The organism is Caldivirga maquilingensis IC-167 (genome assembly GCF_000018305.1).
Taxonomy (GTDB): Archaea; Thermoproteota; Thermoprotei; order Thermoproteales; family Thermocladiaceae; genus Caldivirga; species Caldivirga maquilingensis.
The window spans coordinates 1,647,457-1,663,908 of the sequence record NC_009954.1 but is presented as its reverse complement, the minus strand read 5'-3'; the positions used below and the strand labels follow the sequence as shown (position 1 = coordinate 1,663,908).

Sequence of the window (16,452 nt, the reverse complement as noted above, 5' to 3'; positions counted from 1 at the left end):
CTATCAGTGAAACAATTTAAATAACAGAAATCAGTGAGATTAACATGGTTACTAGGAAACCCGCGGTTGCAGGTATGTTCTATGAGGCAAGTAAGGATGGTTTAATTAACCAGATAAAATGGTCCATTGAGCATGAGCTTGGTCCTAAATCAACAATGAATGTTAAGGAGAATAGGCAGTACGTCCTCTCAGTAATAGTGCCTCACGCTGGTTACGTGTACTCGGGTCCAGTGGCTGCTCACGCGTACGTTGAGGTAGGTAAGTACATTAAACCCAAGGTATTCGTAATAATAGGCCCTAATCACTATGGTGTTGGTTCACCAGCAGCAATAATGACTAGTGGCACCTGGGAGACACCGTTGGGGCAGGTGGAGATTGATGAGGAGGTGGCTAAGCAGATAAAAGCTAAAGTTAAGGACTTGGCCGAGGATCCAATAGCCTTTGAGAGGGAGCACTCCATCGAGGTTCAGGTACCCTTTATACAGTATCTTTTCCCCGGCTCCAGGATAGTTCCCATAGTTCTATGGAATCAAACCATTGATTTATCCAGGAGGCTTGGTTCAGCAATAAGTGAGGTTATTGATGGGAGGGCAGGTGAAGTTGTGGTAGTGGCCTCCAGTGACTTAAATCACTATGAGCCTCATGAGGTTACTACGGATAAGGACATGAAGGTTATTGAACGTATACTAAACATGGATGAGGAAGGCTTCTACACGGTTATGGATAAGTATGATGTCTCAGTATGCGGCTTCGGTGCAATAATGACAGCCATAGTTTACTCAAGGAAACAGGGGTCTACTGGTGTAAAGCTGCTTAAGCATGCCACATCCGGCGACACCAGTGGGTATCTCCTTGAGACCGTGGGTTACGCTTCAATAGCCTTTTACAAGTGATTAATGACGCCTAGATGCTATGAACCATGATAAGGCCGCTGAGCTTAAGGCAAGGGCCACCAGTAGTAGAATATCCATGATTAATAGATTACTGTTAAGTCTATTGAATTCACTGTAAATCAGCGTCATGTTTGATGATAATTCATTAGACAACCTAGCAACGCTACTGTTAATGAATTGATTAACGGCATTAAGCCTATTATTAAGGGTTAGTAAACCATTCTCAATATTAACCACCACTGTTGCTGATGCTGATGATCCATCAGCCTGAAGTGCAACAACAGTTAATTCATATGTACCATCAGGGTAACTCCCCGTATTTAATGCGTAGGTGAATGTACCGTTACCACTGTAACTGGCTAATTCATGACCATTAAGGTAAAGCACCGTGTTTGACACATCATCACCCATTACAGTGAAGTTAACAGCAACTAAGCCTGTTAAATTAGCATCACCACTGGGGTAATTAATTATGACAACTGGTGGTGGAGGATAAATGTGCTTCACCACTGAGTTTTCATTAATGTACCTTGAGGATGCTATCGATAATTCATTGACCTTGCTTGTGAATAACATAATAGTACTATTAACTGCATTAATGTTATTAATGTTAGACAGCATTACTGTGGCGTTAGAGTTAAGTATAGTTATGTTACTGGCGTTGCAGTTAATTAACGTAACATTACCGATTAATGTATCATTAATTAAAACATCATCAACATACACACCATTCACTAACGTATCATTAATCAACGCTAAGTGATAAGCCTTCATATTACTTATTAACTGATCACTCACTAATGTGTATGGTAGTACGTAGAATGTTGATTGAGTTAGTAGGCTACTTGGTGTTGGGAATCCATCAGCTGAAACACCGGTAATCAATACTCCATACGGTGATGAGAAGTACATGTTACCTTCAAGGTAGGTTAAGCTACCTAGAGAGAATTGAGATGGTAAAGTTACATTACCAACCCATAAGCCGATCTTAGGATTATACCAGAGTGGGGTTTCGAATAATTGACTTAAGGCCGGGTAAATGCCTGATAATGATATAGGGTACACGACAGCCGAGTACATGCCGTACTTAACCTCAGTACCGTTAGGATAAGTTATGTTCGCGTAAATAGTAATCACCTGCCCCTCAGTGGCGTAGAGTGATGAAAAACGTATTAATGGTGTCGAGTAACCTCTGGAAACATATATTTCAGCGAAGTATGAGCCTGTTATCGTGGAGTTAAGCGTATATGAGTCATATGAGGCATTTAAGGCCACTAGGTATAGGCCTGGTGCAGCATTTTGAGGCACATTTAAGACACCGTAATAGGCGCCCACTGATGGATTATAGTAAATGTTTGCCCTACTGATAACCTCACCATTAGGTCCTATTAATGAGGCAGTTACGTTGGAGCCGTAGAGAACATTATAAAACACATACGTACCAGTCCCAACGGAGACTTGACCTAAGTCAAGTGGTGGAGTAGGATAACCCGCCACTATTACGTCACCTCCTGCTGCAACTGAACCTGGTTGAGCAACAATAGGTGGGAGGACACTCATGCTCTGCATCATTATGCCATTGACAAATGCCACGAAACCGAAGGCGTTAGTTAACCTAATGAGTAGGTTACCCATGGGTGCATCACTCGGTAGCTTGCCTATGAATAATGGTGTTAAACCGAAGCCTTGACTTGTTATCTGTGGTCTTAATGTGACATTGCCTATTAATACGTATGAGTTATTAATGTAATCGTAGTAGTACACTAATGCTGTTAGGTTAGTTACGTTAATTGGTAATGAGCCGTAAGCATTGGTTAAATTAACTTCAATCCAAATACCTAACTTCGAGTACAGTGGTATGAATGTGAGCGGTTCAAGGAATTGAGCATAATAACCCGAAAACACAGTGGTGAATCCGTAGCCGGTAAGGTTACTGTATTTGCCGTAAACAGTTACCATTAATATGCCTGAGGCGTTACTTGGAAGTGTAATTGATGCTGCCCAACCTAGGGGTTGAGTGAACCTTAATGGGACAATGGCTATGGTACCCCAGGGATTCTCAATTATGGCTGAGAAGTTCCCTGACGTAACCAGTTGAGTCGAGTTAGCAATTATTGATGCACTAATTATAATCCTCTCCCCTGGGTAATACTGCCTCTGCGGGTAACCGGAGCTGTTGAATACGTTAACTGTTATTGATAAGCCACCCTTACTTTGATTGCTTAATGCCGAGAGGGCTTCAGCGAAGTACCCGGCATTAATGGTTCCTAACCCAGTTACCATATTGTAACCGTAGTGGGCTGTCCACGGTATGTTGTAGCCGAAAGTGATTGGTACTATCGCCTTACCATACTCATTAGTATTATTGGCTATACTGTATAATGCAGGGTTAATTAAGCCTAGGCTTGAGTGAACGTAATCCATTATTAATGTTAATAATCCAGCAAGCAAAGGCGCCGCGGCGCTTGTACCCCCTGTTATAAGTAGTGTATTACCAGGCCCCACAATCAGTAAACCTGGGTAGGGGCTTGCATCCATTGCAACATCGGGAACCATTCTGCCGAGGGGATATGAGTTCGGTGTCGTAATTCCCCATTGATACCACGGCTTAGGTTCAACAGCACTAACACCACCTGTTGATCCACCTAGATTCTCATCAAGCGGTATGAAGCCGTAACTGGACCAGGCTGTCTGGTAATAGGAGCCGTTGGGTAATTGAATGTAGGTGGTTGTACCACCCACGGCGGTTACGTAGGGTGATGTTGATGGGTAAATAACGGCGCCAATAGGTCCATTACTATAACCCGCCCCACCCCCATCTCCACTTGCCGCAGTGAAGGTTATACCCTCAACACTACCCAGTGCGTAGTATTCATCGGTTAGGAAGACATTGAAGTAGAAGACTGGGCCATTAACAGTTGAGAGTATTGATTCCGGGAAACCGAAGCTCTGGGACACTACATTAACATTATCCTGGTCAACGATGTAAGCTATTATAGCAGCTAGGGGTAATGCTGGGTTAGCTACGTAAAGCGTTATGCCAGCCTCAGGTGCAATGGCATGGGCAGCCTCAACATCAAGGCTTATCTCGTATGCCCAACCATTATAAACACCTAGATTAGGGTTATAGGGGCCTATGGGTATTATATTGAAGCTTGGTGGATTAGGTAAGCCTGTCTCATAATCAAACTGCGTTAATTGATTAACAATATAGGGGTCGCCGAAGAAGTCAATAATGCCTATCGTGTAGTTTTGACCATAATACCCCATTTCATATAATGCGGTTGCATTGTAGGCCCCCTGAAGCATCGTGGGCCAATAAGCCTCAATAGGGTAAGTTAAATTAACACTACTCTTAACGTAATTCCTTAACCCATTTAATTCACTGCCTGTTACTAAGAATGATGGATGCTCAAGTAGAAGCATGGTTATGTTAGATGAGTAAATCATCACGTTACCTAGCTTAGGCTCCCCATAGGACTCATAGAAGCTTACCGAACCATTACTGTAGACGGCGTACCTTAAACCTAGGTATCTTTCAACAGCACTAACGTTACCCTCAGCCACTATTATGGAGTCAGCTGCAGTGAATAATATTCTGAAGCCGTGTTCCTTGAGGAAGGCGGTAACATTATTGTATTCATTAATTGGATAGAATAGTGAGGCAACTTGAGCCTTACTTAGAAAGTGATGATACATTGGTGAACCTGGGCTTGATATTAATTCAACGTAGTGGTAAAGTAGGTTCAGGTTCCTAAGTGGAACATATATCGTTACTATAACGTTAGTATTATTACTGAGTGAACCAGTGTATGAGTAGCCGCTTAATGATGGGGGTAAGCTATTCGTTTGCATATTAATTAATGAACCATGAGCAATTAATGAAATCCCAACGTAAATTATAATAAGGGTTAAGACTAAGTATGCTACCGTTAACCCATTTACACGAATCATAGGGAATTACGTGCACTTAAGTACTTAATAAATGTTTTTCAAAATGTCTTCAATATGCTTAGAATTACCTTAAGGCACGTGAAGTAATGGCCGTGAGATTAGGCTGATTAATTATGAGATGAGTGGGAAGTTTAATAAATTCCCCAACTTAAGACTCACCTGTGTTTAATTTCAAGCAAATAAAGCTTGGCTTGGAGGAATGGAAGAGGCTTGAGAATGAACTTAAGAGAATTGGGGAATCTGAGAAGCTTGAATTAGTATTAAACATGGTTATGGTACCGATCAGTGAGGAGAATAGTGAAAATGAGGAAGAGGAGACTGAGGAGCATAAACACATGGCTCCACCTGAATTCGCAGAGGATTTAAGTAAACTTGTTGATGCAATAAAGAATGAATACAGTGAGTATAATGCTAACGCTGATTACCACTCCCATGGTGACCATGGGGAACTCATGGTTGCGTTAAACGCAGATGGCGGTAATATCCCCAGTATCGTAAGGGGGATAATCGAGGAGGCTAGGAATTGCGAATCATGCGTGATTCATAGTATTGATGGGGAGGTTCACCTGGGTGATGATGTTTCAGCCATAATGTTCGGTGACTCCTATAAGATAACAGTCATATTGCCCGGTCAGGATGGAAGAAGACTAGTAATAATGGAGCTAAACGCTTGATTGGCTTAACCTCCTGTGGTAGAGTAGGGTAATAATGTAAATTATGATCATGGCTATGAATACTACGACCATTACCCATGATAATGCCGTTATAATTGAGGGCTTATTCCCGATCACTATGGCTACTGGTATCGGGAAGACTAACACAGCCCCACCCCACGTTACTCCGGTTGATGGAGCGGTTAAAGCTAGTAAGATTACTGCCAGTAATGGTATTAATACGGCGATTATTATCAGTATTAATCCAACCTGGTAAAGCCTCATGTTAAACACCAATGAGCGGTATTACTACTAATAGTATGAATACTATTACGACTACTATTGTTAATGCAATAGCCCACTTGATTATTGATGAATCATTACCGAAGATTACTGGTATTGGCCCTATGACAACAACACCACCATACTTCCTCTCCCCCTTACTATCCTCACTCTCCTCACTCTCTTTACTGCTCCTTGATGAATCCAGTATCATAAGTACCACACCCACTACCGCAAGTATGAATGCAGCCAGGATGCTTACTACTAATACATCAACTATGTTAATCATCATATAATCCTAAGTTCATTAACCCCTATTTAAAACTTTCCCAAGGTTAAGCAGTGAAATATTAATTAACCCAGCTTAAGCACAGCAGCTATGTCATCAGACTACACGGTGGTTTACGAAACTGAGGTTGAGGTACCTGTAAGGTTCAGTAAAGATACCCCAGAGGAGGCTAGGTTAAGGAGACTGGAGAGGTGGCCTAGGGAGGCTGGTTTAACTCAACCACTTGGTGAGGGGGGTTCATTCACTAATATGGTTAAGGAGTATTCAAACACCTATGATTTACAACCCGGGGAGAGGAAGTGGAGTGTTGAGCGGAGTGGGGATAAGTTAATTGTCTCAATGAAGTGGAGTCTACTTAAGAATGGTGTTGAGAAGGGTCATGCTGACATTAATGGGGAAATACCATTAACACCAACAGAGGAATCCGGTGCATTGGTTTACACAGTTAAATTAAGGTACAGTATATGGGTTAGTAATGATGTTTTATCGGAGAAGGCCACAAGTGACTTAAGCGGCTTTGGGGAAATTAACTTCTAACCCGCCTACAATTAATACCCCATAGGTAAAGGTTCATTAAGTCAACTATGAGTTTAGCAACAAGTGATGCAGTTATATTGCTTACATCATTGGGTGGTGAATACTCAACAATATCAATAGCCACTAGTCTCTCAGCAATTAGTGGCATTGCGACTTCAAGGGCTTTATAAATAGTCATGTAACCCACACCCCCTGCCTCTGGATTACCCACGCCTGGGGCTACTGATGGGTCGAATACATCAATGTCTATTGATAGGTGAATTGGACCATGGGTATCATTAATGATCCTAAGCAAGTCACGTAATTGAGTATAGCTTACTGCCGATAACTCCACTGAGTCTAGTAGCACGCTATTTAACCCCCTAGCATAGCTTAACTCTTCTTCATCAAATCCCCTGAAGCCTAGATTAACGTAAAGACTTGGCTTAACCTCATTGTTCAGTATCCTGGCAAAGGTTGCGTGACTTAACCCCTGGCCCATAGGCCACTCGCCCCTGAGGTCTAGGTGAGCGTCGAATTGAATGAAGACTCCCAGTTCATTGAACTTATCTCTAATAGCCCTAGCTACAGCTAGTGATATTGTGTGCTCCCCACCTATATTAATTAAGAGTCCTTTACCAAGTAATTCACTTGTAATACTCCTTATTCTACTTAGGTTAAACTCAACATCACCCTGATGAAGACTAACATCACCTAAGTCATTTAATTCACTTAAAGGCTCATACCCAAGCCACTCCGTTGGGGTTGCCTCAAGGTAAGGCGTCACCTGCCTCAGAACCATGGGGGCAAACCTTGTCCCAGGTTTGAAACTCAACGTATCCTCCATGGGTACTCCAAGCATCATTATTCTACCGTTACCCTTACTGACGCCGAACATTGGGTTAACTGGTTCATGAACATGCAGCATTGTTAAGGCTAGGGTTCAGGGTTTATGTAGTTACCGCGGACTTCACCCTGAGGGCTTCATGGTAATTAAGTTATTACGTAGCGTGAGTGAGTGTATTAAAAGGGTTCTTACGAATTACTGTTGTGAGGAATTATAGGAGTTTAGCCGTTATTGAACCAATAATTAGGATGGATAAACCACTGCTTATTGTAACCTCTCCATTAACCTACAACGTAATACTAGCCTTAGCAATACTCCTAATTAGGTATAATCTTGGTTTAGAAACCCACTTAACCTTCGCTGGTTCAATTAATGAGAATAGGGTCATTAAATTAACCCAGAGCTATGAATCAGCAGTGTTAATAGGCCTTGAGAATAATACCCAGCAGGCGCCTCAGGGGGGTAATATAATAAGCATGAATCATGTTGCGGAGTCGCAGTCAATGCAGTTAATTGACCCAACCTTAATAGGACCATTAAGTAATTGGCCTAGGACATCGAGGATACTGTACTTAATATACATGGTTGGCTTAGCAATTGATGAGTATGGTCCAGGTACTGTGGATTTATTAAGCGCAATGATTAATGATGGTTTAATTAAGGTTAAGGACTCCCCACTACCGCTTAACCTAAGTAATGACCCTGCTGATTCCCTTTCATTAAGCCTATGGCCAATAATCCTTGATGAGAGGGAACTTGATTTAAAGAGTCCTGAGGGGTTAATGGAGTCCTTAGTTAATGTTAATTTAAGGAGAGGTTTCATGGGTTCATACGTTGATTACCTACTCATGAATACCCCCTATGTTGCGAATTTAAATGCAGCATTAGCCTACCTTACAATTGAATCCCTCCTATGGAATTCAGTGACTAGGGATGATGGGCTTCAAGTACCTTTAATAGACTTTAAGCTACTTAACAGTATAATAATGGGTAAGTTTAATGAGGCTGCAGATAGGGTTAAGGCCTATATCAATGAGGTTAAGTCCAGGTTAATGACAATAATTGGAGGATTAGGTAGAGAGAAGTTAATTACCTATGATGTTAAGCCAGGTAACTTAACATTAATGGCTAGGTTATGTCAAGTATTAAGCTTTCACAGGTTTAGGAACTCTATTAGGTTAACGTTAACCTATGATTCATTAACACTAGTATGTGTACCTAACCCTAATATTGAAGTAACCATGAGTAATGCGGTGTCATTTAATAAGACACTTAAGTTTATGCTAATAACAACTAAAGATTAGGATTAACTGCATTAATATTAATTCTACCGTGGAAACGCTTATAAATGCATATACACTAGGTTAAGTAATGATTGGAGTTTCACTACTTAATGCAGCGGTATCAGTATTAATAGTATTCGTAATAGGTCTCATTGCTGGATTCCTTGTGAGGAAATTAATTGTAGCAGCCATAGTAATAGCAGTGGTGGTATTATTCATAATGCTACTTGGCATAGTGTCACCAAGCGGTATATCAGCGTTAGTTAAGGTGATAGGATTCTCCATAGGGACTGCTGCATTCCTCTCGGCGTTACTACTTAGTTTAGGACCAATAATGATAATAATATTCCTAGTGGGTTTCATAATTGGTTTCCTAGCCTCTAAATGATTAGTGAGTGCATTATCAGGATTGGAGTTACTCATCATGGCTTCACGTGGGGTGAAGTCTCATCACCACTGTAATCCAGTGGGACATGTTTTAAAAGTTAATTTCAGGATTTATTCACTTAAGAGAAGGGTATTTAAGTTGTTTAAAATAAGGGTGAGAAACATGGTTAAGGTCTTATTCCTAATAATGAGTGGGGATCAGAAAATGGACCTAGCATTAAGGATGGCTGCAGCCTCGGTGGCTAATAAGCGGTTTGAGGACTTGAAGGTAATATTCTTTGGTCCAAGCCAGGAAAGGCTCCTTAACCTTGAGGGACAGGCTAAGGATGATTTCGACGCCTTACTTAAGAGCGGTAGTGTTGATTCCGCCTGCGTGAACTACGCTAAGGGTAAGGGTATTGATTCAAGCCTACTAAAGCTTAAACTGGACTTAAAACCTGCGGGGGAGAGGTTAGCTTACTATGTTAATAATGGGTACCAGGTCTTAACTTTCTAGGCATGGATTAAAGTATTTTAAGCTCGCTTCAATCACATAGCTTAATGAAGCATCCTGCGTTTGAGTACGGTGACCATACGGCGGATATACTCGTCATAGCGTATGGTCAATCCCTGCCTGAGGCCTTTAAGAACGCTGCCCTAGGGGTCTTGAACATTATGTATGATACATCGAGGGTTAATCCCATTGATAAGGTTGATGTGGAGGTTTACGGTGATGACTTAGAGCAATTACTCTTTAATTGGATAGATGAGGTTATTTACTGGTTTGACGGTAGAAAGATGGCTATTGGCAACATAATTATTAGTGAACTTAATGAAGATAAGCCTAAAATTAAGGCGATATTAATGGGGGAGCATTATGATGTGGGGAAGCATGGCTTCAAGGGTACTATTGTTAAGGCAATGACCTACAACATGATGAGTATCGAAAGGATTAATGGGGAATTCAAGGTGCAGTTCGTAGTGGATATTTAGAGGCATACATAGTCAGCTTAATTAATGCTTAAGGATATGAGGCTGATTAAACACTTACCATGGTTTCACTATAACTTAAGTGATTGTCAATAAGGAAATCCTTATTAACACTAGGTAAACATAATGCATTATGCAGGGTAAATTAGAGGACTCCATTAAGGAGGCTGCTAAGACTATAGTTAAAATGGCAAGCGTCTCCCCGGCCCTCGACGTTAAGAACGCCATTAAGAATTCACTTAACATTGAGGTTCATGAACCAAGTAAGGTTCAGTTAAATGCAATATTAGAGAACATTAACCTAGCGGAGAAGTATAATGCAGCCGTATGCCAGGATACCGGTGTCCCCACGTTCTTCATAAGGCTTGGTGATGGGTTCCCAATTAGGAGTGGATTATTTAAGATACTTACTGAGGCTGTTAGGGAGGTTACTAAGGAGTTACCACTTAGGTCTAATACAGTTGACCCAGTTAGTGAGAGGAATAGTGGTGATAACACTGGCTTAGGTGTACCGGTCTTTGATGTTGAGCTCTTTGACGGTAATTACCTTGAAATGATATACACACCCAAGGGTGGTGGTACTGAATTACCCAGTAAGGCTTTTGTAATACCACCTGGTAATGCATGGGAGAAGTTACCTAGGCTTGTCCTTGACGCAGTGGTTGATGCTGGACCCATGCCCTGCCCACCAGTGATAGTTGGGGTTGGGATTGGTCCATCAATGGATGTGGCGGCTAAGTTAGCTAAGAAGGCTGCTGTATTAAGGCCGGTTGGTTCAAGGAATAGTAATCCTGAAGTAGCTAAACTGGAGGATGCCCTACTAAGCGCCGTTAATAAACTAGGTATTGGCGCCCACGGTACGGGGGGTGTTGTTACAGCGCTTGACGTTCACATTGAGTACGCTTATAGGCACCCAGCCACCTTCGCCGTAGGTATAGTTTTCTCATGTTGGGCGACAAGGAGGGCCAGGGCTGTGGTTTACCCTGATGGTAAATACGAGGTTAAGCCTCAGTAGTTTACATAAGTATAATATCTATGATTAATGTAAAGATTATCATATGCCAATAGTAAACTGTTCCACTGGAGGTTAAGTAACGGTAAGTGTTATTAAGCCAATTACCGAACCGATAAGCATGGAAATGGAGTATAAGACCTTTAGGGGTGATTTAAAAATGCCTGTAATAGGACTTGGAACATGGGGAATCGGGGGAGGCTACTGGACCCCAGATTGCTCACGTAAAGCCGAGTGGGTTGCACTCATAAGGCGAGCTATTGAATTAGGCTACAGGATGTTTGATACTGCTGAAATGTACGGTGGAGGATGCTCTGAGGAGATTATTGGTAGTGCTGTTTCTGGTTTTTCTCGTGATGATTTGTTTATTATTAGTAAGGTTTGGCCTACTCATGCTTCTTTTAATGATGTTTTGAGGAGTGCTAGGGCTAGTGTTGGTAGGCTTGGTACTTTCATTGACCTATACCTCCTCCACTGGCCTAGTCGTGAGGTGCCTATTGCTGAGACTATTAGGGCTTTTGAGAGGCTTATTGATGATGGTTTAATTAGGTTCATGGGTGTTAGTAATTTTGATTCAACCGCCTTAATGGAGGCTATGAGTGCTGCTAAGAAGTATGAGATTGTTGCTGATGAGGTTAAGTATAATTTAACGGATAGGTTCATTGAGAGGGATTTAATGCCAATAGCCGTTAAGGAGAATATAGCCATAATAGCCTACAGCCCACTGGGCACCGGTAACCTACTAAACCCAAGTAACCCAGGCTACAGTGTGTTAAAGACCATAGCCGATAAGTACGGTAAAACACCGGCACAAGTGGCGTTAAACTGGTTAATAAGCAAACCAAACACAGTGGCGATACCAAAGGCAACAAGGGAGGAGCATTTAAGGGAGAACCTAGGGGCATTAGGATGGAGAATAAACCAAGAAGACCAAAAACAACTAGAACAAGCATACCCAATAACTTGAAGTAATACTTAAAACCTTAACAGTAAACATTGAGTAATGAGGCTAATTAAGATATCTGGTGAAGGCATATCCTCAGGTGAAGTTAGTGAGAGTGAGCTTGGTGTAGGTAAACCCTACGTTGCGGTAATAGGTGGTTCAGGGCTATATGACCCAGGTATATTTGAGGAGCCTGTGGAGGTTCAGTTGCATACCCCATATGGCTTACCCAGTGATAATGTGATAATAGGTAGAGTTAAGGGTGAGTGGGTTGCCTTCCTGCCTAGGCATGGTCGTGGGCATAGGTACCCACCTCATAAAATACCCTATAGGGCTAATATATGGGCTCTTAAGGCCCTGGGGGCTAGGGTTATATTATCTATAAGTGCCGTGGGTAGTTTAAGGCAGGATTACGCACCAGGTGACTTCGTGGTTCCTGACCAATTCGTGGACATGACTAAGAACAGGGAGTACACGTTCTATGATGGACCCAGGGTTTGTCATGTTCAAATAGGCCTTGAACCATTCAGTAATGATTTAAGGAGACTAATCATTGAGTCTGCTTCAAAGTATAATAAGACCCATGATTCAGGATGCTACGTATGCATTGAGGGGCCGAGGTTCAGTACTAAGGCTGAGTCGAGAATATGGAGGGATGTTTATGGATGCGATATAATAGGCATGACCCTTGTACCTGAGGTTAATCTGGCTAGGGAATTAGGCATGTGTTACGCCTTATTAGCCGTAATAACTGACTACGATATATGGGTCCCCCACCAGCCAGTTACCGCTGAGCTTGTGGAGAAGACCATGGGTGAGAAGCTTGATTTAGCTAAGAGGGTTATGACTGAGGTAATACCTAGGATACCTAAGGATGTTCACCTTAAGTGCCAGGAGACGCTTAAAAATGCCTGCGTCTAGAAATCTAATTCAGGCCTATTAGGTTTAATGAATTCCCTAAGCAGGGTTGTTGCGTAATTACCCTTAGGTAGTTTAAAGATTAATTTAGCGTTGCTTCCATTTACTGATATTGAGTGTATAATCGGCTTAATGCTGAGCCACCTAACACCACCCCCAGTGGCTAATTTAGGCATGCCACTTACCTTAAAGTCACTTGGCTCAATGCCCTCAGCCTTAAGTACGCTTAATTCAATCTCACCCTGAACACCATTATTAAACCTACTCCTGTAACCCACAAGGTGCCCAACCACCGTTGCCCTACCCTTACTTATTATTGAATTAACCTTATCAACCATTGAACCCTCAGCCTTAATAACATTACCAGTGGGTAACCCGTGTTCATCAAGGAGGACTATTAAGTCACCATCAACGGCCCTATTTATACTAATACCCCTCCCTATCCTGGCGCTTAAAGCCTTATTGAAGAGGTAGGATTGATAAGCCTCAACGTATAGTTTAAGTAAATTCACCGGTAATTTACTTAAAGCATTCATGTAGTTTCCCGGGTCCATTAATAATTGCTTAAGCACAAGCCTCTCAGGAAGATACCTAATGCTCCTTGGTAGTAACTCAAGGGCCTTAGAGTACTCACCCATTCCCGCTAATTCCCTAGCCTTCCTAATGGTATCATCCTCATAGGGGTATGGTTTAGCAACCAATTCCTCGACAGCCTTCTCGAAGTCACCCATTATGATTAATTTACCTATTATATGTGAGTTAGGTCTCCTTAAACCAAACCTCTGGTAACCATAGTATGATGGTAACCCCCTCTCCATGACCTGCTCAATGACACAATTAAATACTGATTCATCACCAGTAATGCCCCTGATCACTATGGTGAATTGATTCCCCCATATTTCACTGGGTGTGAAGGGCTTATCCATTGAGAATGAAGCCACCACCCTAACCCTAGGACCTAGGTCTAAGCCCTCTAATTGCATTGGTGTAATACCCTTAATTGATATTACTTGAGTAGCCACTGCCTTAGTATCCTTTAATCCACCATACGATACGTCACTAAGCTTAACGCCAAGCCTCCTACTAAGCGTAACCACTAGGCTAATTGTATCAATCCCCCTCTTCTCAATAATAATCCAAGTGTATGGACCGGGCTTAGGCTTAATATTCACTGGAGCCTTTAATGATATAACCATCCCATCGATTAAAACTTCCTCAACAATGAAATCCTCATAACTACTCCTTAACCTACCCCCAACTCCACCGCAGTCGGTTATGTAGTACTCCATACCTACTTGCAGATCCAAGGGAGCCTCAGTTGGCTTAGGCATCTTCAGACTGCGTCCTAAACATTTATTAATAAACCAACCTCCCCAAGCAGCCTACTTAAGCCGTAGAGTATCGATGAGTATATTGCCATTGATACGTCAACCATTACGTTAAATTCCTCAAGCCTACTACCTAGGCTAAACAGGTTTGTTCCAAGGGATATTATGCCCTTAACATCATTAATTAATGATGGGTTAATTGAAATAACCAACCCCTGGCTAACCAACCAATTAGCCATAGTGACAACGTAAATCGGGGTTACTAGACCCATTGAGAAGAGGAAGCCGCCAATCCACCTAACCTGCCTAATTGGGATTAAACTAGCCCCAAGAGCTGTTAACTGCATTGCGTAACCAGCTATTGTGGATAGGTAGTAGAGCATGTAAGTGTTAACCAATGCCCACTCAGCCTGCCAGGTGAAGTACCTTGATATGTCATTCAAGTAATAGCCCACTGGTGATACAAAGGGGAGAACAGTTAACGTCACCTCGGCAACATATAGTTGAGTTAATGAGTTAATTAAGGCATTAGCCATATTACTGAACGCCAATGATGCTGACCCAGGGTCGATTATGGGTTTCTTAATTGCCTCCCCCACGGTTACGCAGTTTCCATAGGATGTGAGTGAACATTGAGTAACCTTAATATGCTGAGTGATGTATTCAACCCTTAGGTTTAAACCATTCAGAATCATTTCCATTAAGTGTTGTTGATTAATTAGTATCAATAATGCAATTATGTACATTGAGAAGCCCAGCAGTGTATCAAATATGTGGGTTTCCCCAATCCTCCTAATCATGGCGTTCCCCCAACTCATTAATACGTAACCATAAATTATGTTTAGGGATGAACCTAGTAACGCAATGCATAGACCGTAATTACCCAGGCATATCATTACCATTGATTAGCATTGGTTAAGTTTAGGTTGAGGTTAAGTAGGGGAATGAGGCAATTACCGTTACCCTATTTACGCACTAGTTAACGCCCAGTTAACTGTAACTACCCTATGAGTAGTGGGTTAAGTAACATAGTCTGGACCATAATAGGGGTTGTCTTATCCGTAATAGTGGCTGCAATACTGTGGGTTTTCGTATCAAATAGCATGAGTACGTATAGTCAATTACTTGTAAGTGCAGGTGAAGTAACCCCAAGCATGATTCAAGCCACCATAAAGAACATGGGCCTAGGTTCAGTGACAGTACTCGGCGTTAACTTCACTAACCAGGATGGTAACCAAGTTACATGCACGGTAACTGGCGCATACGTAAACGGCTTACCGATTAACTTAACTAAGCCCATTGTACTGAAGGGTGGTGATCAATTAATAGTGGATGCAGAGGGGGTTGGGTGCGTGTACGCCTACTACGTTATAGTAAGGACAAGTAGCGGGTATTACAGTAGTGTGGTGAATGATTAATAATGAGGAGCAGCATTGGTCAATTAAACCTCCTAGTTCTACCATCAACAGTACCCATTATTAAAGGCATGGTTACATGGCGGTATGGTTCAAACTGCAGTATAATGGGCTTAAACCTACCCCTCAATGATGAGGATGAGTTAGTGATAACCAGGTTAGCAATGGAGTATGGCTTCATTATTAAACCCAGTAATGTAAGTAATGTGGGTAATTTTATTAGTGAATGCGAGGGGCTTATATGCCCGGCTTTAAGGCTTATTGATACTCAACCACCCGGCTTATTGAAGGGACCATGCTTCACTATACCAATACCACCATTGGAGCCTGTTTCCACTATCTTAGGGTTATTAATTGCGTTACCGGTAATGAGGATTATAGGTAAGGAAATAATATACGAGGTGTATAGCGATAGGTGGTTTAGGCTTAAGGATCTATTACTCTACCTTAAGTTAAGGGGCATTAGCATTAACGTCTACACAACAATAGCGCCTGAAGGGAATCAAGTCTCACCGTTTGATCATGTTTTTCAAGGTAAAGGTAAATTAAACATTAGAATACCAGTGGAGTGGAGTAGGGGAAGTGAGGGCGATTACATCCCCCTTAGTATTAAGGAATTAATGGGAGGTAGTAGGGAAATTCCCCTAAGGGCATTGCTTGATTCAGGGATTCCGATAAGTGAAGTTAATAAACTGATAATGGCTGGGGCGGCGTACCTTGATGTAAGTGATGGTGTTACGGTGCTTAGGTTAAGTAAATGAAT

General features: G+C 41.9%; 18 protein-coding genes. 12 read left to right on the top strand and 6 right to left on the bottom strand.

Annotation, left to right across the window (positions count from 1 at the left end):
• The first annotated feature begins 44 nt into the window (after positions 1–44).
• Complete coding sequence (gene amrB / locus CMAQ_RS08170) at positions 45–893, top strand: AmmeMemoRadiSam system protein B (protein ID WP_012186632.1); 849 nt, start codon at positions 45–47, stop codon at positions 891–893.
• Here the strand turns inward: amrB and CMAQ_RS08165 are convergent, their stop codons facing one another.
• The gene (locus CMAQ_RS08165; RefSeq protein WP_012186631.1) at positions 894–4,847 is read right to left on the bottom strand and encodes a protease pro-enzyme activation domain-containing protein; all 3,954 of its coding nucleotides are present in this window, start codon (positions 4,845–4,847) and stop codon (positions 894–896) included.
• A gap of 161 nt (positions 4,848–5,008) precedes the next feature.
• Between CMAQ_RS08165 and CMAQ_RS08160 the strand changes: the two genes are divergently transcribed.
• Positions 5,009–5,521: a hypothetical protein gene (locus CMAQ_RS08160; protein ID WP_012186630.1), complete on the top strand. Its 513-nt coding sequence runs from the start codon at positions 5,009–5,011 to the stop codon at positions 5,519–5,521.
• Here the strand turns inward: CMAQ_RS08160 and CMAQ_RS08155 are convergent.
• Positions 5,510–5,785: a hypothetical protein gene (locus CMAQ_RS08155; protein WP_012186629.1), complete on the bottom strand. Its 276-nt coding sequence runs from the start codon at positions 5,783–5,785 to the stop codon at positions 5,510–5,512. The two genes, CMAQ_RS08160 and CMAQ_RS08155, sit on opposite strands and share 12 nt — an antisense overlap.
• Position 5,786: 1 nt before the next feature.
• A complete protein-coding gene (locus tag CMAQ_RS08150; RefSeq protein WP_012186628.1) occupies positions 5,787–6,074 on the bottom strand; it encodes a TIGR00304 family membrane protein in 288 nt (95 codons plus the stop codon).
• A gap of 87 nt (positions 6,075–6,161) precedes the next feature.
• Here CMAQ_RS08150 and CMAQ_RS08145 point away from each other — a divergent pair, with 87 nt between their 5' ends.
• Positions 6,162–6,608 carry a hypothetical protein gene (locus CMAQ_RS08145; protein ID WP_012186627.1) on the top strand — a complete coding sequence of 149 codons (447 nt, stop codon included), beginning with the start codon at positions 6,162–6,164 and terminating at the stop codon, positions 6,606–6,608.
• Here CMAQ_RS08145 and CMAQ_RS08140 read toward each other — a convergent pair.
• Entirely contained in the window at positions 6,598–7,515 is a 918-nt protein-coding gene (locus CMAQ_RS08140; RefSeq protein WP_012186626.1) for an agmatinase family protein, read from the bottom strand. The genes CMAQ_RS08145 and CMAQ_RS08140 overlap by 11 nt on opposite strands.
• Positions 7,516–7,637: 122 nt before the next feature.
• On the opposite strand from CMAQ_RS08140, the gene CMAQ_RS08135 reads away from it, so the two are divergent.
• The 7 genes from CMAQ_RS08135 to CMAQ_RS08105 all read left to right on the top strand — a co-directional run bounded on the left by CMAQ_RS08135 (position 7,638) and on the right by CMAQ_RS08105 (position 12,949).
• Positions 7,638–8,738 (top strand): hypothetical protein, encoded by a 1,101-nt coding sequence (locus tag CMAQ_RS08135; protein ID WP_048062767.1) that lies wholly within the window; start codon positions 7,638–7,640, stop codon positions 8,736–8,738.
• A 67-nt stretch (positions 8,739–8,805) separates the two neighbouring features.
• Positions 8,806–9,105 (top strand): hypothetical protein, encoded by a 300-nt coding sequence (locus CMAQ_RS08130; RefSeq protein WP_012186624.1) that lies wholly within the window; start codon positions 8,806–8,808, stop codon positions 9,103–9,105.
• 162 nt (positions 9,106–9,267) lie between these two features.
• A complete protein-coding gene (locus tag CMAQ_RS08125; protein ID WP_048062766.1) occupies positions 9,268–9,600 on the top strand; it encodes a DsrE family protein in 333 nt (110 codons plus the stop codon).
• A 44-nt stretch (positions 9,601–9,644) separates the two neighbouring features.
• Positions 9,645–10,076, top strand: a complete 432-nt coding sequence (locus tag CMAQ_RS08120) for an archease (protein ID WP_012186622.1) — start codon at positions 9,645–9,647, stop codon at positions 10,074–10,076.
• Between the two features lie 130 nt (positions 10,077–10,206).
• Positions 10,207–11,088 (top strand): fumarate hydratase, encoded by an 882-nt coding sequence (locus CMAQ_RS08115; RefSeq protein ID WP_012186621.1) that lies wholly within the window; start codon positions 10,207–10,209, stop codon positions 11,086–11,088.
• A 157-nt stretch (positions 11,089–11,245) separates the two neighbouring features.
• Positions 11,246–12,052, top strand: coding sequence for an aldo/keto reductase (locus CMAQ_RS08110; RefSeq protein WP_232203747.1), 807 nt, complete (start codon positions 11,246–11,248; stop codon positions 12,050–12,052).
• A 36-nt stretch (positions 12,053–12,088) separates the two neighbouring features.
• The gene (locus CMAQ_RS08105) at positions 12,089–12,949 is read left to right on the top strand and encodes an S-methyl-5'-thioadenosine phosphorylase (RefSeq protein WP_012186619.1); all 861 of its coding nucleotides are present in this window, start codon (positions 12,089–12,091) and stop codon (positions 12,947–12,949) included.
• Here the strand turns inward: CMAQ_RS08105 and truD are convergent.
• The gene (gene truD, locus CMAQ_RS08100; RefSeq protein WP_012186618.1) at positions 12,946–14,277 is read right to left on the bottom strand and encodes a tRNA pseudouridine(13) synthase TruD; all 1,332 of its coding nucleotides are present in this window, start codon (positions 14,275–14,277) and stop codon (positions 12,946–12,948) included. The genes CMAQ_RS08105 and truD overlap by 4 nt on opposite strands.
• A gap of 14 nt (positions 14,278–14,291) precedes the next feature.
• Positions 14,292–15,092 (bottom strand): hypothetical protein, encoded by an 801-nt coding sequence (locus CMAQ_RS08095; RefSeq protein WP_156769879.1) that lies wholly within the window; start codon positions 15,090–15,092, stop codon positions 14,292–14,294.
• 189 nt (positions 15,093–15,281) lie between these two features.
• Here CMAQ_RS08095 and CMAQ_RS08090 point away from each other — a divergent pair, with 189 nt between their 5' ends.
• Both CMAQ_RS08090 and CMAQ_RS08085 read left to right on the top strand, forming a co-directional pair.
• The gene (locus tag CMAQ_RS08090) at positions 15,282–15,692 is read left to right on the top strand and encodes a hypothetical protein (RefSeq protein WP_012186616.1); all 411 of its coding nucleotides are present in this window, start codon (positions 15,282–15,284) and stop codon (positions 15,690–15,692) included.
• Positions 15,693–15,694: 2 nt separating this feature from the next.
• Complete coding sequence (locus tag CMAQ_RS08085; RefSeq protein WP_012186615.1) at positions 15,695–16,450, top strand: hypothetical protein; 756 nt, start codon at positions 15,695–15,697, stop codon at positions 16,448–16,450.
• The last annotated feature ends 2 nt before the right edge of the window (positions 16,451–16,452 follow it).